Here is a 23,823-nt window from a genome sequence, read left to right on the forward strand (position 1 = left end):
CATGAGCATAGCCTTAGGGATCGCCAATTTGGCGGCGATCGCACTTTACAATCTGAGTGCTATTGCCTATTCCCTGACTTCTGCAAGAACTCCATTAACCTCGCTCTTGATTTCAAACGGGTTGAATGGATTGTTCATACGCTTGCCATTGCTGCAATTTTTCCGGCACAGAATTCACGTCTTTTTCCATTAAAACCACTCCATTGATAAATTCGGTAATCCCATACTGGGAAGTAGTGAGCAGATGATTAATTAAACCCACATGGATGTTCAGGGATTCTCTATCCTCACCAAATGCGGGTTGATAGCGCACTAAACGCCATAAATCAACCACCACATAATCGACGGTTTCTACTTGCCCATTATCATCTTTAATAAATACGAAGGGGGAACGAATAATTTCGCGGCGACTGGACAGATGGGGAATGATATAGGTGGTTGCTGCAACACTGGCATCTTCGGGAATTCGACCGATAATATTATGGATTTCCTGGCTTCTTTGCCATTGTTGTAGGGGAGAGACATAAACCCATGGCTCTACAGAATCGGGCACAATAAAGTATAAGGTGCGATTGGGATTAGCGGCGATCGCCAAAAAAATAGAAATACTCAGACATATGGCCCACACTCGTTTCGAGACACGACTCAGAGCGCGAGGTTGACGTGGCTTATTCGGCTGAAAAAAGTTATTGAACCCTTCTCCAGACCACCATAAAATAGCCCCATAACAGAGTCCTGGAACCACAGCTATGGCATAACGCACATTAACCGAGAGCAGCGAAGTGGTCTGACCTGAAAATAATTTGAGCAAGGGAAAACCCGTAATGATCCAGGCAGTTGGTGCGACAACAGGGACAAAGGCAAACGGCAACCATTGAGCAATAATATACCTGAGAGTGAGCGAAAATGGGGTGACTAATTCGATCGCCAATTTCCCAGGACTCATTAACATCCCCTTAATAATATCCAGGGTTGAGGCTTCCTGGGCATCCGTAAATTGGCCAAACTGCTCCAACATAAAGCGCTTGGAAATATCATCGGAAAACAGGGGCATGATTAGATTAGTCAAGGCTAAAATATACCCGAAACTCAGCACACAAACCATTGCCCCAATCCGAGGAAACCGGCGGCTCAAAATCATGTACATGCCTACTCCAAACAGAGCAATCCCTGTATCCTCACGAATTGCTAAAATCAAAGGACACATGAGCGCAAACAGCCACCACCACCGTTTTTCCATCGCCAGCAGCAGGGTAAACATAAATAGGGGCAACTGAAAATTATCGTGAAAATTACATAAAGTCGGCCCAATGACCGCATGGGCCCCATAATAGCTACAAGTAATCCAGCGAGCCGGAATCGGTTCGAGATATTGCCGGGCTAGCACGTATAGCACCATCCCTGCCGCAGAAATCACAGTCACCAATAATATGGATAAGGTCGCAGCTTGGGGAAACCAGGAATAGAACGGCAACCACAGGAGCAAAGCCGGAGTAAAATGTTGTCCCAAACGGTGATAACTAACATCAGGCATTTCCCCAGCGTGAACCACATTGGTAGAAAGCTGAGAAGACAGGCTACTTTGGAAGAAATTTCCTTGAGTGCCATTCCACATCACCTGATTAAAAATGCCCTGATCGTAGGACGAATAAAAGGTGAAATGGCGATGCAATACCAACGCCATACAGACCGTAAAAAAAAATCCCCCCACCATTAGCAGGGGTTTCCATTCATGCAGTTGAAGGGGAGTTGTGCCCTTACTTTGCTCTTTGATGTCCGCTTGCGGAAAATTGGTAGTCATGCCGTCATGCTGGTCTACTTAAGACTTCGTTTGAATCAGTTCTACTTTATAGCCATTGGGGTCTTCTACAAAAGCAATTACCGTAGATCCATGCTTCATCGGCCCGGGTTCGCGCACCACCTTACCGCCTTTATCCTTAATTTGGTCGCAGGTTTGATAGATATCTTCTACTCCTAGGGCAATGTGACCGTAGGCATCTCCGAGATCGTACTGGTCTTGACCCCAGTTATAGGTGAGTTCTAGAACCGTATGATCGGACTCTTCCCCATACCCGACAAAGGCCAAGGTAAACTCTCCCCCTGGATAGTCCTTTTGACGCAGCAGTTTCATTCCTAAAACGTCGCAATAAAACGTTAGAGACTCTTCTAAGTTTTTCACTCGTAACATGGTGTGTAGAAATCGCATGGTTTAATCTCCGAGTTTCAATCCCAAATACTTTCCAAAATTCAAGGCGGATCGGCGATCCATGGCGTATTCTAACAAACGTTCCCTATATACAATAAGGACACAGTAAGATTATGCCTGAACTTGATAGTGCGATCGCCGAAATCAACGCCCGCGAGATTCTCGACTCTAGAGGTCGCCCCACGGTAGAGGCTGAAGTCTATTTAGCTAATGGTGCCATGGGTTTAGCCCAAGTCCCTAGTGGCGCATCAACTGGGACGTTTGAAGCCCATGAACTCCGAGATGATGACCCTGAGCGTTATGGGGGTAAAGGGGTCTTAACCGCAGTTCGCAATGTCCAAGAAAAAATTGCTCCAGCACTCGTTGGAATAGATGCTCTCAATCAACGGTTGGTTGACCATCTGATGATTGACCGAGATGGCTCCAGTAATAAGAAAGAATTGGGCGCAAATGCTATTCTCGCCGTTTCTCTAGCAACCGCCAAAGCCGCCGCAGAAACCCTAGGATTGCCCTTATACCGCTATTTGGGCGGCCCTTCCGCTAATGTGCTTCCTGTGCCGATGATGAATGTGATCAATGGTGGGGCCCATGCGGATAATAATGTCGATTTTCAAGAGTTCATGATTGTCCCCCATGGCGCGCCAACGTTTAAGGATGCTCTACGCTGGGGTGCAGAAGTGTTTGCTTCGTTGAGCAAGGTCCTCAAAGACAAAAACTTACTCACGGGGGTCGGAGATGAAGGGGGATATGCTCCCAACTTAGAGTCGAACCAGGCAGCCTTAGATATTCTTATGGATGCCATTCATAAGGCGGGATATGAACCTGGAAAGCAAGTTTCTTTAGCCTTAGACCTGGCAGCGAGCGAATTCTATGATAATGGCAATTATGTTTATGATGGGTCTTCCCACTCGGCTGAAGAATTTGTTGGTTATCTGGGTAGTTTAATCGATCGCTATCCCATTGTTTCGATGGAAGATGCTCTCTTTGAAGATGATTGGGATAATTGGAAACTGGCAACGGAGAAATTAGGCGATCGCATTCAGCTCGTTGGTGATGATTTATTCGTCACTAATCCTAGTCGTTTGCAGCAAGGGATCGACCGCTCTGTTGCCAATGCCATTTTGATTAAACTCAATCAGATTGGTTCTTTGACCGAAACCCTAGATACCATTGCTCTCGGAGCGCGATCGAGCTATCGCTCCGTCATCAGTCACCGTTCTGGAGAAACGGAAGATACGACCATTGCCGATCTATCCGTTGCCACTAACGCAGGACAAATTAAAACGGGTTCCCTCTCCCGCAGCGAACGAATTGCCAAGTATAATCGCTTATTACGCATTGAAGATGAATTAGGTGAAATGGCAGTTTATGCCGGAACTGTTGGTTTAGGCCCCAAGATTAGTTAGGGAAATGGGGAATGGGGGAACACTCCAGAGACAGGGAGGGAGATTCCCTATTCCCTAACACAAAACGCTATATATTAAAAAATATTAAGAATTCTTGCATTAAAACCATAATTACTCATTAAATTTTCTCGATCTACCTTTCTACAGGATTGGCCCAAAGTCTGATATATAGTAAATAGTTAAGGAATGTAAGTTTTTCTAAGATTCGGGAGATATATCAAGGTGGCAATTCCTTTATTAAACTACTCTCCAAAAACACAAAATGAGCGTGTTTCCGGCTATGAAAAAGGCTCAGAAGAGCAGCCCATCATTTATTCCACGGAAAATCTGCCCGCTGGCAGTGACATGGATGAAGTAATCTGGGCTGGTTATCGCCAGGTTTATAGCGAACACCAAATTCTCAAGCAAAATAAACAAACCTTCCTAGAGTCTCAACTCCGGTATGGTCAAATCACAGTTCGGGATTTCATTAAAGGTTTAGTGACCTCCGATCCCTTCCTGCGGCTGAATTACGAAACCAATAACAACTACCGCTTTGTCGAAATCTGCGTTCAACGCTTGTTAGGGCGCGATGTATACAGCGAGCGGGAAAAAATTGCTTGGTCCATTGTGATCGCGACTAAAGGGGTAATGGGATTTGTCGATCAACTCTTAGAGAGCGATGAATACCTGGAAAACTTTGGGTATGACACGGTTCCCTACCAGCGTCGTCGGTCTATTCCCCAACGGCCAACTGGAGATACCCCATTTAATCTCAAGACTCCTCGGTATGAAGCCTATCACCGTTCTCAGTTGGGCTTCCCTCAATTGGTTTGGCAAAACCAAATCCGCAAGTTTACTCCCCAAGAGAAAGTACCAGGCGCTGGCAGCCCTTCCTATTTCTTGGATATGGCTAAGTCCATTGGTAGCGCTCGGCCCGGAGGAGCAGGACGGGTTTCAACTGCGAATCTTCCGATCGCGGCTCCTTACCGTAAGTCAAAGTCCTAATCTTTGTCTAAGCACTTGTAAAAGTTTATTAAATTCTGGGGGTGGTGGAGCAATAGCTTCTATCCACTCCTTTTTTATTGGATGTTCCAGGCGCAGTCGCCAAGCGTGGAGGGCTTGCCCAGAGATGTTAACGCCTACGGAGCGGTTGCGACTATAGGTGGCATCTCCCACGAGGGGATGACCGATAAAGGCACTATGGACGCGGATTTGATGGGTACGGCCGGTTTCAAGTTGGAAGTGCATGAGGGTATAGTTACCGAGGCTCTCTTGAACCTGCCAATGGGTGATGGAGGGACGACCGCCTTTTTCTGGGGGGACGATCGCCATTTTTTGGCGATCGCCAGGATGTCGCCCAATGGGTTGGTTAACGGTTCCGCTGTCGGTGCTGGGAGAACCATGGACAATACCGAGATAGTCGCGACGGGCAGTTTTTTCTTTCAGTTGAGCTTGGAGATGATAAAGGGCGGTTTCAGTTTTGGCGATCGCCAGAGCGCCAGTGGTATCCTTATCGAGTCGATGGACAATTCCCGGTCTCTGCTCACCACCAATGCCTTTTAAGTCAGGACAATGGGCTAAAATGCCATGGACTAATGTCCCCGTTTCATGACCAACTGAGGGATGTACCACTAAGCCAGCCGGTTTATTAACAATCAAAATTTGATCGTCTTCATAGAGAATATCCAGGGGGATGTCTTCTGGGATCAGGTCAACCGGTTGCACGGGAGGCAACTCTAAGATGATGCGATCGCCCGGTTGCAGAGTCATTTTCTTCAGTTGACATACCCGATCATTGACTTTCACTTGACCGCGATCGATCAATTTCTGGAGCCGGGAGCGAGAAAAATCCGGTAACTGATCCGAGAGATAGCGATCGAGGCGATCGGCCTTCTGTTTAACCTGAAGATTAATTATTTCTGATAAATTTACAATCACAACTATAGCCCTACACGCTGTTCATGGGTAATGGGTAAAACCAATCGATTGAATCATTACTTTAAAATAAGTGGTTTTCCCCCCTAGGTCACTTGATAAAAAAAGCGGTAAAGTAAAGATATTAAGAGTTCAAGGGTGCATAGACACAATGAATTATCTACCGAAATTGCTTCAGATCCTTTTGATGATCGTGGCTATCCAGAGTTTTGGCTGTTCCCAGCAAAACCCAAACCTCATGAAACAGAACTTAGCCATTGATTGCTGCCAATGCTGTGATGACGATGGAAATAATTGTAAATGCTGTTTATGTGGATGACCTCTTGATCGCCTAAAAATTAGTGCTGATTCTTTAGCTATTACCCCACGAGTCATTTCCCTGACTCTATTTTTATAAGTCATTAAATACACTGAATAAACAACCGTTTTAAACGACTATTATGCAGTATAATTAGTCAGTAAATATCTAGAGCATTTCTCGCATAAGCTAACCAGCTTCGTATTACTTCACTGCTGCCACAATTATATCTTTTATGGAGGGGTAATCCATCAATTGCCCCTCCGTCAGTGTTCATCACTGTCCACTCTCAACTCTAAGCTATCCAATCAACTGATGATAGCAGGGGTACACTAGAAATAAGGTCAAAATGGAGTCAACCGTCCATAGAGCCTCAAGAGAAACCTGATGGTGGGAAAAGTCCTTAATTGATAGATTGAAGGGATGTGGGCAACGTTGAGCAGTATAATCAAGCGATGGGGTAAAGTCTGGCTCACTGCTACTAGCATGACTGTAGCGATCGTTGGTGTGCGGCTTACAGGAGTATTACAACCTTTAGAGCTAGCGGCATTCGATCAAGGGTTTCGCTTGCGTCCAGTAGAAGCTAGAGACGATCGCATTATCATTGTTGGCATTAATGAGACAGATCTGCAAAGTGTGGGAACTTGGCCAGTTTCGGATGCCATCTTAACAAAATTATTACAAAAAGTAAAAGCTCAAAATCCTAGCGTTATTGGGTTAAATTTATACCGTAACTTGCCCGTTGAGCCAGGTTATGAGGATTTAACCGCTCTATTTCGAGAGACTTCCAACTTAATTGGGATTGAAAAAGTAGTGGGAGAAAGTGATGGGTTGGCGATCTCCCCCCCTCCTGTCCTCGCTGAACTCAGTCAAATTAGTGCCAATGACTTACCCTGGGATGTGGATGGTAAAATTCGCCGAGGGTTCCTCTATCTCGATGATGCTCAAGGTAATACAATCTTAAGTTTAGGCTTTCGTTTGGCTATATTATACTTAGAGACCCAGGATATTTCCCCTACAATTACCGAAGATTTTCAGATTACCCTGGGTGAAGCAAGCTTTTACCCCTTTTCCAGCAATGATGGGGCCTATATTCGCAGCAATGATGGCGGTTACCAGATTATCTTAAATTATCGGGGTAAACCGGGCAGTTTTACCACAGTTTCCTTGATGGATGTCCTAGAAGATCGAATTCCCGAAGATTTAATGCGCGATCGCATTATTTTAATTGGTTCCACTGCTAAAAGCTTAAAAGAATCGGTCTTAACTCCCTATAGCAATGAGATTCGAGGGATTCCTCAAGCCATGGCAGGAGTAGAAGTAAATGCTAATTTAATCAGTCAGATCATCAGTGAGGCCATGAACGGCCGGTTATCCATAAAAATTTTACCCGATATCTGGGAATATCTGTGGATTTTTTCTTGGTCAATCATCGGCGCACAATGTATTAGTCAATGGCGGTTCATTGACGGTATTGCTAAACTTTATATTTGGCGAACTATCCTTTATTTTATCATCAGTGCTACTAGTATTATTGGCATCAGCTATCTTCTGTTTCTCTATGGCTGGTGGATACCGATGATTCCCTCTGTTTTAGGCTTAACTAGCTCGGCACTGCTGGAAACCAGCTATACCCTCTGGAGTAATCTGAGAAAATCCCAACAACAACTGCAAGACTATTTACACACTTTAGAATTAAAAGTTGCCGAACGGACCCAAGAATTACAAGCCGCTAAATTAGCAGCAGATGATGCCAATAAAGCCAAAAGTGAGTTCCTTGCCAACATGAGTCATGAACTGCGCACCCCCTTAAATGGCATTCTCGGTTATAGTCAGATTTTAGGTCGAGATTCCAGCTTGAATTCTCAGCAGATTAATAACATCAAGATTATTAATCAATGTGGAACACATTTACTCAATTTAATTAATGACATTCTTGATTTAGCCAAAATTGAAGCCCGCAAAATGGACTTAAATCCCATGGATGTTCATTTTCAATCCTTTTTGCTTGGAGTCGCTGAAATTTGTCGTATCAAGGCAGAACAAAAGAATATTGAGTTTATCTATAAAATTGATGATGAATTACCAGAAAATCTATTTTTTGATGAAAAACGACTCAGGCAAGTTTTAATTAATTTAATTGGTAATGCTATTAAATTTACCCATCAAGGGGGCGTGATTTTCCATGTTTATCGCCGGATACCCCTAATTGATTTAGATTCTAATTCTACAATTCACCCCTTAGCTTTTACTATTGAAGATACTGGCGTAGGAATGACTGCCGATCAATTAAATACTATTTTTTTGCCCTTTGAGCAAGTAGGGAGTAAAAGTCAAAATGCAGAAGGAACGGGTTTAGGCTTGGCAATCACACAGCAAATTATTGATTTAATGGGAGGGGAAATAAAAGTAACAAGCAAGCTGGGACAAGGGAGCAAATTCCAGCTTCACCTTGACTTAAAAAGCCACAATAAATTTAGTCATAAAACCAAATATTTCCGAGCCAATCCTATTCATGTTAAAGGAAAACCACCTCGTATTTTAATTGTTGATAACCGCTGGCAAAATCGTGGAATTATCTGTGAAATATTATCGCCTTTGGGATTTGAATTTGCTGAGGCAGAAAATGGTCAACAAGGTTTAGAGATGGCAGAAAAATTGAATCCAGAATTAATTATTAGTGATGTGGGAATGCCGGTAATGGATGGATTAGAGATGATTCGTCATTTACGACAATCGCCCCAATTTGAAAAGACGATTATTTTAATTTCATCGGTGCGAGCATTTGCATCCAATCAAGATCAATTTTTACAGTCAGGGGCTAATGATATTTTGTCTAAACCGGTTCAAATTGACGAATTGTTAGATAAATTGGAACATTATTTGCAGCTAGAATGGATTTATGAAACTCATGATACAGAAACTGAGGTACATAATTCTGCTGATTCTACGATGATTACGGAACAAAAAACACCGGAATCTACTGAATTAAAACAATTACACTATGCGGCTAAAATTGGCGATATTGAAGGAATAAAAGTAGAACTAGACCGAATTCGAGAACTCGATTCAAGTTATCAAAGTTTTATTAGGAACTTAGAAGAGATGGCGGCGAATTTTGATGTGGAAAGTATTGAAGATATTTTGCAAAAATATGTCTAGTATGGGTCATATTATAAGGTGGGGTATTCGTACCCCACCTCTATCTTGATTGTGAATTTTAACTATTCATTCTCTCCAAAAGTCCCTTAAACAGAGCTAATCCATCGGTTCCTCCTAAAACTGGATCGCTGGCACGCTCGGGGTGGGGCATCATCCCCATGACATTGCCGTTCTGATTGCAAATTCCAGCAATATTATTGAGGGAACCATTGGGATTTTCTCCGACATAGCGGAAGAGAACTTGCTGATTATCTTCGAGTTGGTTAAGCGTTTCGGAATCGGCATAATAGCGCCCTTCGCCATGGGCAATGGGGAGGGTAACGTTCCGATCTTTAAGGTATAAATGGGTAAAGGGGGTTTGATTATTTTCTACTTTCAAGGTGATGCGATCGCACACAAAGTGAAGTCCTTGATTGCGTGTTAAGGCTCCCGGTAATAATCCCACCTCGGTTAACACCTGAAACCCATTGCAGATACCAAAGACGAGCTTACCTTGGTTGGCATGTTCGACGATCGCCCCCATAATGGGAGAAAATCGGGCGATCGCCCCGCAGCGCAAATAATCTCCATAGCTAAATCCCCCCGGTAGTACCACCACATCCACATCATCTAATGTCGTTTCTTGATGCCAAATTAACCGAGTTGGGCAACCTAACACATCGCGCAATACATACACCATATCGCGATCGCAGTTAGAACCGGGAAAAACCACCACCCCAAACTTCACGATCTTTCCCCCCTACTCTGGAATTAAATCAAAACGATAATTTTCAATCACAGGATTGGCTAACAGGCGATCGCACATTTGATCGAGCTGCTCCTGAGCCTCCTGTTCTCCCTCTGCTTGCAGTTGTAAATCAATATATTTACCAATTCTCACCCCTTCTACGGTTTCATATCCCAACTCTTTTAAGCCCGACTCCACCGCAACCCCCGCTGGATCGAGAACGGAAGGGCGCAGGGTGACAAAAATTTTCGCACGATAGGTTTGAGCCACGATTGACTTGCCTTTAGGGTACACCACTTTTAAGAGTACACCCCCTGTCCTCAGAAAGAAACTGCTACAGTGTGCAATTGAACTCCTAATTCAACATACATCCCCATGAATCCATTGAATCGGCGATCGCTCTTCCGCCTGATCCTCACCAGTTTCCTCCTTCTGGCGCTCTCCCTACCCTTCGGAGCGCCCACCTTCGCCCTAGGAGGTAAACTCCCCGACATTGGGCAACCTGCCCCCTCCTTCCAACTGCCCACCAATACCGGAGAGGGGGAAATTTCCCTTTCTGATTATCAAGGACAATGGATTGTGGTTTACTTCTACCCTGCTGACTTTACCCCAGGTTGTACCCTAGAAGCGCGGCGCTTTCAACAAGATTTACCTGAATACTTAGAGCGTAATACCCAAATTTTAGGCATTAGTGCTGATGATATTAAATCCCATGCTGATTTTTGCGACAGTGAAGGCTTAAAATTTCCCTTACTTGCCGATACCACCGGGGCAGTGAGCAAAGCCTATGGTTCTTGGTTACGATTTATCTCCATGCGCCATACGTTTATTGTTGATCCTGATGGCATTCTCCGCGCCACATTTACCGGCGTTCGTCCTGCAATTCACTCCCAAGAAGTTCTCACTCGTTTGGACGAGCTGCAAGCCTAAATTAACTGTTTGATTACAGATAATCTTGCACAGTATCAACCGATAAGGATAGGATTTGGGCGATCGCCTCAGCAGCAATGGGACTTGATGCTGAGGCGATCGCCACTACGATGATTGGCTAAAAGAGGTAGTATTATGAACAGTCGTCACTTAACTGTAATTGTCTATAAAGAAGATGACCTGTATATTGCCGAATGTCCAGAAGTCGGTACAGTAGATCAAGGAGAGACCATAGAACAGGCGATCGCCGGTTTAAAACAAGCCACACAACTCTATTTAGAAGAATTTCCCCTCCCGAAAACTTCACCTCGCTTTGTGACGACCATTGAGGTTAACTATGCCTAAGTTACCACGAATTTCTAGTAGAGAAGCAATTCGGGCGCTTGAGCGTTTAGGTTTTGAAGTTGTTCGTCAAACGGGAAGTCATATTGTTATGAAACAGACAACTGAAGAAGGAAAAATTGGTTGTGTCGTGCCCTTACACAAAGAGTTAAAAATTGGGACATTAAGTGGTATTCTCAGACAAGCACAAATTACCGTTGAAGAGTTTATTGAAAATTTGTAGAGGCGGGTAGGGTGGACAGGAACATAAGCCATTTATTCAACTTCGACAACTTTATACCCTGCCCACCCTACAGACTACGGGCGACAATATGCAATCTTTAGCGGCAATTGCCCCCAACCCCTACCCATTTTTAATTTTTATATTGATCTAACTTGCTCTTCCTCTAAGACTGTGGCAAGGTTTGAAACAGACTTTAACCATACACCCAACCATGCCGTTGCAACCGGAACCCGCAGAAAAAATCCAACAACGCTTCTTCTACCAAGGACGTAAATTCAGCTTCGAGGGCGCAACCCTGCGCCTTCCCAATGGCGTTGTCGGTGACTGGGAATGCATCCATCATCCTGGAGGCGCTCTTGCTGTACCCGTCACCCCAGAAGGAAAATTAGTCCTGGTGCGTCAATACCGCTTTGCGGCACAGGGACGACTGCTTGAATTTCCTGCTGGAACCGTAGAAGTGCATGAAGATCCCGCCGAAACCATTAAACGAGAAATTGAAGAAGAAACCGGATATCGAAGTCATAAATGGCGTAAACTGGGTGAATTTTTTCTGGCTCCTGGCTATTCCGATGAAATTATTTATGCCTTTTTAGCCGAAGATCTCGAACTCTTGCCTAACCCTCCCGAGCAAGACGAAGATGAAGATATAGAAACGGTGTTAATGACTCCACAAGAATTAGAACAAGCCATTGTAGACGGGGAACAAGTCGATGCCAAATCCATTTCCGCCTTCGTTTTAGCCCGTCCCTTCCTCCGCTAAGTAGGTAGGCTAAAGTATTTGTAAAATAGCCAGCAGTATCCAATTACCCATTACCCATTACCCGGGTGAAGCGCTATAACCTATGACTTCTCCTCCCCCTTCCCTAGAGAAACCCCGCCGTAAACAAAATGACTGGCAGCTTTTAATGCGACTGGCTCCCTATGCTCGTCGCCATGGAAAATTGCTGACAGCATCCTTAATCCTTTTATTGCCTCTGTCGTTGGCTGGCGCAGTTCAGCCTTTGATGATTGGACAAGCGGTTTCTAAACTTAAGAGCGAACCCACTTGGTCTATTTTAGATTCCTTATCGGTGTCTACCAGTATTAATCTCTTAGGGGGTTTGCTTCTGGTTACGATTCTCTTTCGCCTCCTATTTGCTGGTATACAAGGGTTTATGATTCAAAAGGTGGGACAACAGTTAACCGCAGATATTCGCGATGATTTATTTGACCATGTTACTGCCTTAGCCGTTAAATTTTTTGACCGAACCCCCGTCGGTAGTTTGATTACCCGGTTAACCAATGACGTAGAAGCCCTCGGAGAGGTCTTTTCCACAGGAGCGATCGGCATTATCAATGATATTGTCTCCATTATGGTCATTGGTGTAGTGATGTTTCGCCAGCAATGGCAATTGGCGCTTCTGTTAATTGGTCTACTGATTCCTGTCACCTTACTGATTATTTACTTTCAACAGCAATATCGAGCTGCCAACTATATCGCTAGGGAAGAATTATCCAAGCTCAACGCCCAATTCCAAGAAAATATTATCGGCATTGATGTCGTCCAACTCTTTCGCCGTGAGCGGTTTAATCAAGAACTCTTTCGTAAAAACAATCAACGGTTTATTGAAGCTATTGATAAAACCATCTTCTATGATTCCGGAGTTTCTGCGACCTTAGAATGGATTGCCCTCGTCGCCGTTGCTGGCGTTCTCGGTTTAGGCGGAATGCTCATTCTACAAGATCAACTTACGTTTGGTATCCTCTCTGAATTTATCCTCTTTGCACCTCGTTTTTTCGACCCCCTGCGGCGGTTCGCGGAAAAATTCACCATGTTTCAATCGGGATTTACTGGCATTGAACGGATTAATGAACTCATGAGTCAACCCATTGATATTCGCGATCCAGAAGTCGAAAAACGCCAAAATCTACAAATAGGGGTAGCTTCACCCAGATCTGCATTGGAAAAGGAAAAATTGGCTCAATCCACCGCTATAGAACTATCAGAACCAAAAATAGGTGAAATTCGCTTTGAAGAGGTTTGGTTTGCCTACAAAAAAGATGAATTTGTGATTAAAAATCTAGATTTTACTATTCGCCCTGGTGAAAAAATTGCCCTTGTGGGACCAACGGGAGCTGGTAAAAGTTCGGTGATTCGCTTGTTATGTCGCCTCTATGAACCCACCTATGGGAGGATTTTAGTTGATGGTATTGATATTCGCCATTTACCCCAACAAGAGTTGCGCCGTCATTTAGGCGTGATTTTACAAGATGGATTTCTATTTTCTGGAGATGTGAAAAGTAATATTTCCCTGGGTGAATCCTATCCGTTATCTCAAATTCAAGCAGCAGCAAAACTGACCAATATTGACCGCTTTATTGAAGAGTTACCCCAAGGATATAATACCCAATTACGGGAAAGAGGTACAAATTTATCCAGCGGACAAAAACAGTTATTAGCTTTTGCGCGAGTCGCGATTCGCAATCCAAATATCTTAGTTTTGGATGAAGCAACATCGAGTTTAGATGTGGGCACAGAAGCCTTAGTCCAAGAAGCCCTCGATCAGCTTTTAATCAATCGCACCGCCATTATTATCGCTCATCGTCTATCCACTATTCGCAATGTAGACCGAATTTTTGTCTTAAAACAGGGGGCTTTAGTGGAAACAGGAACCCATGAATCCTTATTAGCTCAAAAGGGATTATATGCGAGTTTGTATCAGTTGCAAATGTTGGGGACTTGAAGATAGACTTTAGCTATAATTTATGAAAATGGTAGAATACGAACTCTTAATTTAGATTCATTAATGGTTACTATAGCGCTTCGCGCTAGGCTTGCTTTGCAATAGGCTTGCTTTGCAATAGCTTGTATGGCTTAGGTTCTAAGGCTTAAAGCTGTACCTCATAGAAGAGAGAAACGCTATAATGCTCCAGATTCTAGGAAATCTCTGCTTTTCTCAATGGCTGAAATAACAATATTTTCTAAGTGACTCGACAGCGCAAAGCGCCATAACGTCCTGAGAGTGGAGGAGAGAGAAAACCCTCTCTCCTCGTAGGGGGGAATCAACCCGTGTTTCGCATTCCCGCAGCAATGCCGTTAATCGTGAGTAGAGCGCCTCGCAGTAATTCGCCCTTACTATAGCGAGAAATCACGCCCGATGAACCACCAGTATTATGTTGACGTAGGCGGCTTAAGAGGGAGACTTGTAACATGCCTAATGGAATGATAGTACGATTGCGTAACTGAACCGATCGCTGAAGCATGGGGTCTCCATCCAAAAGTCTCTCATGATTCGTAATAGCCAGAATCACTTCACGAGTGCGATAGAATTCCTCTTTGATTTGATCAAACACCAGTTCGAGTCTCCCTAACTCCTCCTGGGGACAAAGTTTTTCCAGGTAGTGCCTGGAAATATGCAAATCTACCTTAGAAAGGGTCATTTCTACTTTCGAGACCACCATCTTGAAGAACGGCCACTTAGCATAGAAATATTGCAGCAGTTTCAGATGTTGTTGGGGTTCTTGATCGATAAATTCCTGGAGAGCTGTTCCTACTCCATACCAACTCGGCAGTAAATACCGAGCCTGAGTCCAGCTAAACACCCAAGGAATGGCTCGCAGTCCCGAAAGACCTTTCTTTTTACCTCCACGACGAGCAGGACGGGAGCTAATTTGCAGTTGACTAATTTCCTGGATGGGGGTGGCGTAGTGGAAGAAGTCGAGAAAATCGGGTTGTTCGTAGATTAGAGAACGATAGTGCGATCGCGCCTTAATCGCCAATTCTTCCATAATCTCATTCCAGGGGTCAATATCATCAAACCCACTGCCGAGGACTCCCGCTTGCACCACTGCAGAGGTAATTGTTTCTAGGTTATACAGGGCCAACTCCGGTAAGGAATACTTAGAGGCCAACACCTCTCCCTGTTCCGTGATTTTAATCCGTCCATTAATACTACGGCTCGGTTGGGCTAAAATCGCTTCATAGGCTGGCCCGCCCCCTCGACCGACAGAACCCCCGCGACCATGGAAAATCCGTAATTCTACTCCAAATGGAGTGCCGACTTGCTCTAGTGCTTTCTGGGCCTTATGAATTTCCCAGTTACTACTTAAGAAACCCGAATCTTTATTGCTATCGGAATAACCAAGCATGATTTCTTGCAATGCTGGTTTTTGCTCTTTTAAGGCTTCATATCCACCAGAAATGGAAGCTCGATAGGGGAGTAATTCAAACAGTGCTTGCATCACTATTGGCGCTCGTTTGAGGTCTTCGACGGTCTCAAAGAGGGGAACTACTTGTATCGTACTCACACCAGTGGCTGGATCATAAAGTCCGGCTTCTTTGGCTAACAGCAGTACTTCGAGAATATCGCTGACATCATTACTCATGCTGATGATGTAAGTTTGACAGATTTCCCGGCCAAATTCCTGTTGCAGTTGACGCACCATGCGTAGGGTTTCGATGGTTTCACAGGTTGTTTCCGAAAACGGTAATTCTCCTGGAATCAGGGGTCGCAAGGTTTGCAGCTCTGTCGCTAACCATTCAACCCGTTCTTCTTCGCTCAGGTCGTCATAGGATTGGGGTAGAATCCGCAAGTATTGGATAATTTCGTTAATGGCGCTGCTATGGCGAGAACTTTCTTGACGGATGTCTAAATGGGCAAGTTTAAACCCGTAAATTTCGACTTGGCAAATGAGATCTTCAAGTTCCCGACAATAAAAACCGGTTTCGGTTAGGGAGCGATGAATCAGTTGCAGTTCTTTCAGGAAGTCTTCACTAGAGGAATAACTGTGTGTGGTGAGGTTACTTTCGGGAAACTTGGGTCTACCGTCTTGGCCAATTAGGGGCCGATGGGTGACTTGAATTTCGGATTGCAAGTTGCGATCGCGGGTTTCTTCTAATCGTTTTAGAATATACGACAACTTTAGACGATAGGGTTCCTGACGATAGCGAATTGACAGTTGCTCATAAACTACGGGAAGCTGTTGCTGGTCTTGCTCTAACGATTCTAATAGCTCAGGTAGCACATCGCTCCAGTGCAAGGATAGACTCAGGATATCCGTTAAGTATTTAATCGAAGTAATATACTTTTCTAACACCAGGTTTCGTTGATAGCAAGCGGTTTGCCACGTCACTGAAGGGGTGACAGATGGGTTACCATCTCGATCCGATCCGACCCAAGACCCGAAGGTACAAAATTTATATTGAGGAGGAGTTAAGTTGGGGAATGTGCCCTTGAGAGCCTGCTTAAACCTCTGATAGAGTTTGGGAATGGCATCAAATAGAACTTCCCCAAAGTAGTGGAGAGTATAATCAACTTCATCTAAGACCCGAGGCTTAAATTGATGCAATTCGTCGGTACGCCACCAGAGGCGAATTTCTTGGCGTAGTTGTTCCGTTTTTTCATTAATTTTGTTGGCTACAGCCGAGGGAATAGAGGCAGAATTGCCCTTAGTCGCCACTAATCCTTCTTCCCATTGATCCAGTTGTTGCAGCAATTTCGCAATCCGCCGTTGCTTATCCCGAATGGTATGGCGAACAATTTCCGTTGGGTGAGCGGTAAAGACTAAGCGCACATCGAGTTGATTAATCAACGTTTGAATCTGTCCGGGGGGCACATTCAGTTCTTTTAGTTTGGGAAATAGAGAATGAAATGTACCTAAGTCACGACGGATTTTACTGAGATTGCCACTCCAAGGTTTGGGTTGAAAATGTTCTGGAGGCGAAAGTTCTTCTGGTTCACTTGAGTCTAAAGAAGGGTTAGCGGATGTAGGGGAATCCCAATATTGCTGTTGTTGGCCCCTTTGCTCATAATGCTGTTCAACGATATTAATAAGTTGGAAATAGAGGGCAAACGCCCGAGTTGCCCGGATGGAGGCGTTCAAATCTAAGTTTTCAATTAAGGCTTGGGTTTGGGTGTTGACCACATTAGGGGCTTGACCTTCTGGGGAGCAGAGGGTACGCATTTCCCTGATTAAGGTGATTAGCTCACTGCCACATTCTTGTTGGAGTACCGACTCCCACAACTGTTCGACTAATTTCAGACGCTGACGCAACAGCAACTCAGAGGTCAGAGTCGCCACGACTTCATTGGAGGAGGAGGGCGAACTATTAGCGGATAGGTTACTCAAGTTAGGGTTTGAGGGGTGAAGTGTTGAACTCATCGAATTCTGATCCAGCTAGTGATACTCAACCATTCTAGGGGGTGAAGGTTGCTTTGACGGGAGTGATGATTGATCGATTCACCGATCAATCGACTTCTTGCAGAAGTCAGGCAAGAGACAATAGTCATAGAAGAATCTTATGATTACTGCATTACTATTTCGTTTTCTGCCCACTGATGCAAGAGGTCTCAATATTTCGCGGGCGGTTGGTCTGCTTTTGATTGTCAAGGGGAGATGGAGAACAAACTGTCCATAATGAACAGTTTTCCCGACAAGAGTGGTTTAGATTTCTAGGTTTCTCGATTCGATTCGGATGAGGTATGCGGAGGCTCAGTGAGTAAGGGTAGGCGATCGCCGCGAAAAATCTCTTCTGAGTCTCGACCAACTTGCTGCCAGAATTGACTCACATTCTTTAAGGCTAAGAGGCCAACGACCACAGGCAGGGTCGATAAACTTAAGAGGATAGAGATCCCTCCACTAGAAACGGTAGGGGAAGACTCTCGATCAGATTCAAGGGAGTTAGAAGGTTGCATATTTTTTTTGTAAAGCGATATAAAGTGTCTAGGGAGCAAGCCCAATCCCATGAATTGGATTATGGGGTTTGATCGCCCAACTCATGCCGTTCCAATGGCATCCAATTCGCTCAGTCTATCCTGAAAAAGTGGCTTTATCAAAGCATAATCCCCTATTCCATCCCATTGTGTAATACCATGCATGGAGACTGGTTTGATAGCAACCGCTAAAGCCGTTAGGACAGGTTTGAATCCTGAAACCTAGCTCCCATAATCTGTTGCCTATTGCTAGAGTGCCTATTCCCTACTCCCTAGCGTTCAACGCTATAACGCTTCCCACTCCCCCTTGATGTCATCTTCCCTATGCCGCCCATGAATTCTACTCACACAATCGGGACTTGGACAAGTTTATCCCAATGGGCCCAAGATCGGATTGGGCCAGAGGTGGGAAAAGTGAAAGTCCGAGTACGGGGTAATATTCTCCATATTCTTTGTGAAAGCGCTCCCCATTCTCCTTCGCAAGATTGGGTGGAATCAAGTTTAATTGAAGGACTATCCGAGATTTCCCTAGATCGTTTACTGCCAGACGATCAACCGCCAATTTACCAAATCTGGATTTATGGTCGGGTGAGTGGGCCGAATTATCCAGAGTGGACGAAACAAATTGATTTGAATAAGCTGGAGATCGCCTCTGTTCCTAATCCGAGCGATTATGGCGATCGCCCGCCAGAAAACGCCCCTCCCCCCCGAGGAGAACGACCTACCCCAACGCCAGAAAACGGACGTTCAGTAGCGGCGGCAGCGGTTGCTGACCCCATTGAGACTAGCTCTGGAATGGGGATGGTGGTCTCGAATCGTAATTTAGCGGCTGAGGGTAATCCCCATGCGATCGCCCGTTACCTCAGTGAAAGTCTCAGTCCTCTGGGGATTGGAGTCAAGGTTAAGGTGAAAACCCTGAAGCGCTACAATCAACTGGATACTCCCTTTAAACGGCTCCATGTGGGTATCTATAGCAACTATAGTCCCGATTCCAGCTTACTAGGGCCGAAAATTGCCGGGCAATTGCGGGAATTAGAGCTATCCGGATTTCGGGATGCGGCGATCGCCTGTCAAGTTCATGGCGAACCTTCCCCAGATTGGGTGTTGCTGGTCGATCTGACTCCCCGCTCGGTGATGCTCCGTCAATGGGCGCGATGGGGAGATGTCCCTGCAATTAATCGCCTGATTGACCAAATTTTAGCCCCAGAAACCCAACTACATATCTCCGCTATTCTCAAAGAATCGACCCTACACCTGTTTTGTCGGGGGACAATAATTCCCCAGCAAGACCTGGTCATCCAAAAGATTCAAAGTTTACTCAATGCGATCGCTCCCCAAGGTATTCATGCCGCCACAATCTATGGTCACCTGAATAATAAATCGACCCCGGCTTGGGTAGATTGGCTGGATCTGCCCGCCAAAAGTGACCAGGATTTGCATCCCTCCACCCTAGAATTAGCCCAAAAGGGTCATCAAGTCGCCCTACAATTTCTGCTGAATCGACTGCTCAACCCGGAAATTGAGCAACAACTCAGCACTGGAGGAATTCGGATTCAAATTCTGCTCAAGCAAGACCTCTTGCATGTGATGAGTGATGCTCCGGTTTGCCCCAACCAACGGCAAGTCGCTCCCCTAGTGGCGAAATTCCTGCGTCAACTGAAAATTCCGGGGATTGCTGGCGTGCGGGTTTATGGACGTAGAGCGGGTCAAAAACTGCCCCGTTGGAACTATGGGGTTGACTTTAAGTCCAGAAAACGGTTGGTTCCGGAAGCGCCCCCAGAATTCGCCGCCAGTAGCGCCTATGTGGGCGATCTAATTGCCCTCGATCGCGCTCCCCATCGCTGGCAAGATTCCCCCTCCTCGGTGAATTCAGAGCCTCACTCTTCTTCAGTGGCTGTCCAGGAAACGGAGGATCGATTCGCTTCACCCCAGCATACAGCTCCAGCTTCTCCCCCTCAACCTTCGGTTGCCCCGAAGAAGCATCCGAAAATCTCCTTAGTACAACGCTGTCAACAAGCGTTAGTCAGAAGTGGACTTTTGGCTCCTGATGCCCAACCTGCCCCCATTGAAGGCACGCTTTCCCCCTATTCCCCACTGCAAACTCCCCGATCGCATCCGAGTTGGAGGGATCGCCTGACTCCTCAACTGATGATTGCCCTAGTTTGGTCAGCTCTGGGGTTACTGCTAACGTTGGAAATTGATTGGTTATTGGGGTATAAATTAACCCAATTAGCGAGTCCAAATCCCTCCAGTGCGGCGATCGCCCCAGGCTATTTGAATTTAGGTACAGATCCAGCCAATGCCAGTGATGAGAGTGTGTTGGGGAATCAGGAGGCGACATCAGAGGAGTGTGCAGATAGTTCCTGTTTAAGTCCCCCGTCTCCCTATCCCACGTTTAATAATCAACTGATTGATGAGCATTTGGGGCGATATCATGCCTTGATGTTAGAATCGGGTGCGCCCGATGTGATGATTATTGGCTCATCCCGTGCCCTACGAGGGATCGATCCGCAGCAACTGCGAGAGGATTTGGCCGATCAAGGCTATACGGATGTGAGTATTTATAATTTTGGCATCAATGGGGCAACCGCTAAGGTGGTAGATTGGGTGATTCGGGAATTGTTGACTCCTGAACAGTTGCCGAAAGTGATTATTTGGGCCGATGGGACCAGGGCATTTAATAGCGGACGGGAGGATCTAACCTATGAGGCGATCGCCGCTTCTGAAGGATATCAGCAGTTACAAGCGCAAACGCTAACCCGACCGGAGTATGGTACACCTTGGTCTGGAAATTCATCACCTCAGACCTCTGAGGATAAGCAGGAGGGTTTACAGCGTTTTTCCATTACCCAGAGCTACGAACAAGCGAATGATTGGCTAGAAGCCGGTTTGGGGTCGCTCTCTGCGGTGTATCCCCAGCGCGATCGCCTCCATAACCAGATTCAGAAAAGTTTATCTAAGCTTCTCCCTGAAGATACCTCTCAAAGTGCTTTGGTTGAAGACCAGGAAAAGCTCCAACCCGCGATTCTCAATCCGGATGGGTTTCTGCCCTTTAAAATTCAGTTTGACCCCGATACCTACTATGAGAATCATCCTCAAGTCTCTGGGGCTTACGATCGCGATTATGAGTTCTTTAGTTTAGAGGGCGAACAGGACGAAGCTCTTAGAAATACGATGGCTTATACCCAAGATATGGGCGTGAGTTTGATGTTCGTCAATATGCCCTTAACAGATGTCTATTTAGATCCAGCCCGCACAGACTTTGAATCCCAGTTTCAGGACTATCTTCGCACCCAACAAGCCTTGGGTTTACAGGTTCAGGATTGGATCTTGCTCTGGTTGGGGGGAGAATACGGTTATTTTTCCGATCCGAGCCATCTGAATCGTTATGGTGCTGAGGCGATCTCCACGGAACTCGCTAAAAATACAGAGATTGATTGGACGAAACAATTAAAAATTAAAAATTAATAACTAAAAATGATTCTACACCCATTTCCCTATTGCCTAGCGCGAAGCGCTATATAACCGATGAGCTTCACGTCCCTTCTCTATGGTGTATTTTTATTCAGCGTCTGCATCCTCTATTGGTCAAGTCAATCCGGGAAAACGCGGTTTTTGTTACTGGCGATCGCCTCATTAATCTTTTACGCCTCTTGGCAACCCCAATATCTGCCGCTGCTTTTAGCCATGACTTGGGTTAACTATAGTTTAGCCAAAGTCCTAGTTCCCGATTCCGTCCAAGGTTCCCACGGTCAAGATTGGCAGTTATCTAACCAAGAATGGCAGTTCGCCCAAGCGGGTTGGAATCAGCGGCGCTTTTTTATTCTCGTCGTTGGAATCGTCTTAAATGTCTTTCTGTTATTCGGCTTTAAGTATATTCCCTTTGTCCTCGGTTCCGTCGGCCAGATCTGGCAAATCCCCACTGCTACGGCTTCTGCCGACTGGGTGAGCGACAATGTGATCGCACCCTTGGGGCTGAGTTTCTTCTGTTTTGAGGCGATCGCCTATTTAGTCGATGTCTATCGTGGCGCACCCGCTGCTAAAAGTTTTACCAAGTTTGCCGCCTACAAGCTCTTTTTTCCCAAACTCATTTCTGGCCCCATTACCCTGTATCAGCAGCTCACCACCCAACTGAGAACTCCCCAATTTCCCTCCATCGAAATGTTCACAGAAGGGTTATGGCTCATTGCATTAGGAGCCACCAAAAAAGCCCTCGTTGCTGACCGTTTGGGACTGATTGTAGACCTCAGTTTTACTCACCTGGTTCGCGCCGGAAGTTGGGATTTATGGTTGGCAACCCTTGCCTATGGACTACAACTCTTTTTAGACTTTAGTGGCTATGTTGATATTGTTCGCGGTAGTGCCATTTTACTCGGCTTAACTCTACCCGAAAACTTTGAAGACCCCTATTTTACGACCAGCATTGCCGACTTTTGGCGACGCTGGCACATGACATTAGGAAATTGGCTGAGAAATTATCTTTATTTTCCCTTGGGAGGTTCCCGTTTAGGACTATTCAGAACTTGTTTAAATCTGCTGATGGTCATGCTCATTGCTGGAATTTGGCATGGTGCAGCCTGGGGTTTCATTGTTTGGGGTGTTTATCATGGATTAGCCTTAATTGTCCATCGTTTAGTCGATACTATCTCCAAACAAAGTCATGCATTAAAGGCCTTTTGGCAAAGTTTACTGGGTACACTATTCGCTTGGATAATCACTCAATTTATGGTCTTTAGTGCCTGGATCTTTTTCCGCCTCCCCAACTTAAAAGACTCCTGGTTTGCCATCTCCCATTTATTGGGAAAACAGGCTGACCCCCAATTTACCCAGAAAATTTATCTCGATACTCTGGGTATCGATCGCCTACAATTCACCTGGATATTATGCGCTCTAGTCAGCCTTATGACGCTTCTCTTTTTATTGCAGCGACGCTTGAATTTACAGCTCAATTGGCCCATCAAGTTAGTCTTAATTCCTGTCAGTTTATATTTGGTGTGGTTACTCGCTCCCCAAGGAGCACTACCCTATATTTATTTTGATTTCTAAACAGCGTTTAAGTTGATTTTAGCGATCGGATTTATTATTCTAAAACGACAGTGCGATCGCTTATCTTTTTGAAAAGCTCTAGATCTACTTACCTAATCTCTTTTTATATCCTTCTAAAAATAATTTCCTATACTTTCCAGTGAAACCCATTAAATTGACAGCACAAACTTCATCAGAACTGTTCAGTTCTAATGCCAGATCTTCTGACATCAATATCTGATGACAGATCGGTTCATTAAAGAGTTCAATACGAAGCTCTTCTGATCCTACTTGAATCTGGGGTTTTCCTGGAAAGTCAACAAACTTTTCAGCTCTGGGAAATGGTAACAGTTCAGCCATTGGGTGGACATCTTTATATTCTTTTGGCCAAATATTAGTATCTATTTTGACAGCCCCAATCCTCGTGGAAATGGAGTGAGTTTTATGATTTTCATTTTTTCTTTCCAAAGTTCCATTGTAGACGATAAGTTCAATCATTTCAATTAGACCGCTATAACGGTTTATATCAAAGTTGATAAGATTTTTACCTGCTGGATCGTCTAATCTCCAATATAACTTCCCAAAAGATTCATTCAGATTAGGGTAATCAATTGCAATATACAATGAAAGATGAGTTTCAACAGACCATTCTACTTCAACCTCTTCAGCAATAGTCTCTTGGATAAGTAACTTCTTTTTGATTATTGTCATCGCTCAAAATCCTGAAAAATCACACCAAATATATTAAGTGTTGATATAATATTGTAGTCGGGTTGTATGATAGCCGGATATAATTTGCTTCTATAGCAGAGAAAGAGTTCGTGAGGACATGGTTCAAGAGTGAAACCTAGCTACCATCACCTATTCCCTATTCCCTAGCGCGCAGCGCTATAAA

Annotated in this window: 18 protein-coding genes; 10 read left to right on the forward strand and 8 right to left on the reverse strand. The window is 44.9% G+C overall.

Translation table 11 applies throughout. The features are described from left to right. Positions 1 to 112: 112 nt before the first annotated feature. The gene (locus J7529_RS02445) at positions 113 to 1,801 is read right to left on the reverse strand and encodes a DUF2079 domain-containing protein (RefSeq protein WP_318727679.1); all 1,689 of its coding nucleotides are present in this window, start codon (positions 1,799 to 1,801) and stop codon (positions 113 to 115) included. Positions 1,802 to 1,819: 18 nt separating this feature from the next. Further along, on the reverse strand, positions 1,820 to 2,206 hold the full coding sequence (gene gloA / locus J7529_RS02450; RefSeq protein WP_271941031.1) for a lactoylglutathione lyase: 387 nt from the start codon (positions 2,204 to 2,206) through the stop codon (positions 1,820 to 1,822). 113 nt (positions 2,207 to 2,319) lie between these two features. Between gloA and eno the strand changes: the two genes are divergently transcribed. After that, positions 2,320 to 3,612, forward strand: a complete 1,293-nt coding sequence (eno, locus tag J7529_RS02455; RefSeq protein ID WP_413038796.1) for a phosphopyruvate hydratase — start codon at positions 2,320 to 2,322, stop codon at positions 3,610 to 3,612. A 222-nt stretch (positions 3,613 to 3,834) separates the two neighbouring features. Further along, positions 3,835 to 4,599, forward strand: a complete 765-nt coding sequence (locus tag J7529_RS02460; protein ID WP_271941037.1) for a phycobilisome rod-core linker polypeptide — start codon at positions 3,835 to 3,837, stop codon at positions 4,597 to 4,599. On the opposite strand, the gene J7529_RS02465 is transcribed toward J7529_RS02460, so the two are convergent. Next, entirely contained in the window at positions 4,588 to 5,532 is a 945-nt protein-coding gene (locus tag J7529_RS02465; RefSeq protein WP_318727680.1) for an RluA family pseudouridine synthase, read from the reverse strand. The genes J7529_RS02460 and J7529_RS02465 overlap by 12 nt on opposite strands. 730 nt (positions 5,533 to 6,262) lie before the next feature. Between J7529_RS02465 and J7529_RS02470 the strand changes: the two genes are divergently transcribed. Beyond that, positions 6,263 to 8,989 carry a CHASE2 domain-containing protein gene (locus J7529_RS02470; RefSeq protein ID WP_318727681.1) on the forward strand — a complete coding sequence of 909 codons (2,727 nt, stop codon included), beginning with the start codon at positions 6,263 to 6,265 and terminating at the stop codon, positions 8,987 to 8,989. 58 nt (positions 8,990 to 9,047) lie between these two features. Here J7529_RS02470 and purQ read toward each other — a convergent pair whose 3' ends face one another. Both purQ and purS read right to left on the reverse strand, forming a co-directional pair. After that, positions 9,048 to 9,716 (reverse strand): phosphoribosylformylglycinamidine synthase subunit PurQ, encoded by a 669-nt coding sequence (purQ, locus tag J7529_RS02475; RefSeq protein ID WP_318727682.1) that lies wholly within the window; start codon positions 9,714 to 9,716, stop codon positions 9,048 to 9,050. A 12-nt stretch (positions 9,717 to 9,728) separates the two neighbouring features. Further along, entirely contained in the window at positions 9,729 to 9,986 is a 258-nt protein-coding gene (purS, locus tag J7529_RS02480; protein ID WP_271941042.1) for a phosphoribosylformylglycinamidine synthase subunit PurS, read from the reverse strand. Positions 9,987 to 10,091: 105 nt separating this feature from the next. Here purS and J7529_RS02485 point away from each other — a divergent pair, with 105 nt between their 5' ends. From J7529_RS02485 to J7529_RS02505, 5 genes are all read left to right on the forward strand, one after another. Further along, entirely contained in the window at positions 10,092 to 10,646 is a 555-nt protein-coding gene (locus J7529_RS02485; RefSeq protein ID WP_318727683.1) for a peroxiredoxin, read from the forward strand. 135 nt (positions 10,647 to 10,781) lie between these two features. Further along, on the forward strand, positions 10,782 to 10,991 hold the full coding sequence (locus J7529_RS02490; RefSeq protein ID WP_318727684.1) for a type II toxin-antitoxin system HicB family antitoxin: 210 nt from the start codon (positions 10,782 to 10,784) through the stop codon (positions 10,989 to 10,991). Further along, positions 10,984 to 11,211, forward strand: a complete 228-nt coding sequence (locus J7529_RS02495) for a type II toxin-antitoxin system HicA family toxin (protein WP_318727685.1) — start codon at positions 10,984 to 10,986, stop codon at positions 11,209 to 11,211. Before J7529_RS02490 ends, J7529_RS02495 begins: the two co-directional genes overlap by 8 nt. 211 nt (positions 11,212 to 11,422) lie before the next feature. Beyond that, positions 11,423 to 11,971 carry an NUDIX hydrolase gene (locus J7529_RS02500; RefSeq protein WP_318727686.1) on the forward strand — a complete coding sequence of 183 codons (549 nt, stop codon included), beginning with the start codon at positions 11,423 to 11,425 and terminating at the stop codon, positions 11,969 to 11,971. Between the two features lie 82 nt (positions 11,972 to 12,053). Continuing rightward, positions 12,054 to 13,934: an ABC transporter ATP-binding protein gene (locus tag J7529_RS02505; protein WP_318727687.1), complete on the forward strand. Its 1,881-nt coding sequence runs from the start codon at positions 12,054 to 12,056 to the stop codon at positions 13,932 to 13,934. A 319-nt stretch (positions 13,935 to 14,253) separates the two neighbouring features. Here J7529_RS02505 and ppc read toward each other — a convergent pair whose 3' ends face one another. Together ppc and J7529_RS02515 are read right to left on the reverse strand one after the other, a co-directional pair. Then, positions 14,254 to 17,352: a phosphoenolpyruvate carboxylase gene (gene ppc, locus J7529_RS02510; RefSeq protein WP_318727688.1), complete on the reverse strand. Its 3,099-nt coding sequence runs from the start codon at positions 17,350 to 17,352 to the stop codon at positions 14,254 to 14,256. 290 nt (positions 17,353 to 17,642) lie between these two features. Further along, on the reverse strand, positions 17,643 to 17,885 hold the full coding sequence (locus J7529_RS02515) for a hypothetical protein (RefSeq protein WP_271941056.1): 243 nt from the start codon (positions 17,883 to 17,885) through the stop codon (positions 17,643 to 17,645). 351 nt (positions 17,886 to 18,236) lie between these two features. On the opposite strand from J7529_RS02515, the gene J7529_RS02520 reads away from it, so the two are divergent. After that, complete coding sequence (locus J7529_RS02520) at positions 18,237 to 21,371, forward strand: hypothetical protein (RefSeq protein ID WP_318727689.1); 3,135 nt, start codon at positions 18,237 to 18,239, stop codon at positions 21,369 to 21,371. Positions 21,372 to 21,431: 60 nt separating this feature from the next. Then, positions 21,432 to 22,949: an MBOAT family O-acyltransferase gene (locus J7529_RS02525; protein ID WP_318727690.1), complete on the forward strand. Its 1,518-nt coding sequence runs from the start codon at positions 21,432 to 21,434 to the stop codon at positions 22,947 to 22,949. An 84-nt stretch (positions 22,950 to 23,033) separates the two neighbouring features. On the opposite strand, the gene J7529_RS02530 is transcribed toward J7529_RS02525, so the two are convergent. Further along, positions 23,034 to 23,639 carry a hypothetical protein gene (locus tag J7529_RS02530; protein WP_318727691.1) on the reverse strand — a complete coding sequence of 202 codons (606 nt, stop codon included), beginning with the start codon at positions 23,637 to 23,639 and terminating at the stop codon, positions 23,034 to 23,036. Between the last annotated feature and the right edge of the window lie 184 nt (positions 23,640 to 23,823).

The organism is Roseofilum sp. Guam (genome assembly GCF_017746735.1).
GTDB lineage: Bacteria > Cyanobacteriota > Cyanobacteriia > Cyanobacteriales > Desertifilaceae > Roseofilum > Roseofilum reptotaenium.

Excerpts from the sequence above, each read along its gene's own strand:
- ppc (WP_318727688.1), bottom strand. The coding sequence starts at position 17,352 with ATGAGTTCAACACTTCACCCCTCAAACCCTAACTTGAGTAACCTATCC.
- J7529_RS02515 (WP_271941056.1), bottom strand. The coding sequence starts at position 17,885 with ATGCAACCTTCTAACTCCCTTGAATCTGATCGAGAGTCTTCCCCTACC.
- J7529_RS02500 (WP_318727686.1), top strand. The coding sequence starts at position 11,423 with ATGCCGTTGCAACCGGAACCCGCAGAAAAAATCCAACAACGCTTCTTC.
- J7529_RS02520 (WP_318727689.1), top strand. The coding sequence starts at position 18,237 with ATGAATTCTACTCACACAATCGGGACTTGGACAAGTTTATCCCAATGG.
- eno (WP_413038796.1), top strand. The coding sequence starts at position 2,320 with ATGCCTGAACTTGATAGTGCGATCGCCGAAATCAACGCCCGCGAGATT.
- J7529_RS02490 (WP_318727684.1), top strand. The coding sequence starts at position 10,782 with ATGAACAGTCGTCACTTAACTGTAATTGTCTATAAAGAAGATGACCTG.
- J7529_RS02495 (WP_318727685.1), top strand. The coding sequence starts at position 10,984 with ATGCCTAAGTTACCACGAATTTCTAGTAGAGAAGCAATTCGGGCGCTT.
- J7529_RS02505 (WP_318727687.1), top strand. The coding sequence starts at position 12,054 with ATGACTTCTCCTCCCCCTTCCCTAGAGAAACCCCGCCGTAAACAAAAT.
- J7529_RS02530 (WP_318727691.1), bottom strand. The coding sequence starts at position 23,639 with ATGACAATAATCAAAAAGAAGTTACTTATCCAAGAGACTATTGCTGAA.
- gloA (WP_271941031.1), bottom strand. The coding sequence starts at position 2,206 with ATGCGATTTCTACACACCATGTTACGAGTGAAAAACTTAGAAGAGTCT.
- J7529_RS02485 (WP_318727683.1), top strand. The coding sequence starts at position 10,092 with ATGAATCCATTGAATCGGCGATCGCTCTTCCGCCTGATCCTCACCAGT.
- J7529_RS02445 (WP_318727679.1), bottom strand. The coding sequence starts at position 1,801 with ATGACTACCAATTTTCCGCAAGCGGACATCAAAGAGCAAAGTAAGGGC.
- J7529_RS02525 (WP_318727690.1), top strand. The coding sequence starts at position 21,432 with ATGAGCTTCACGTCCCTTCTCTATGGTGTATTTTTATTCAGCGTCTGC.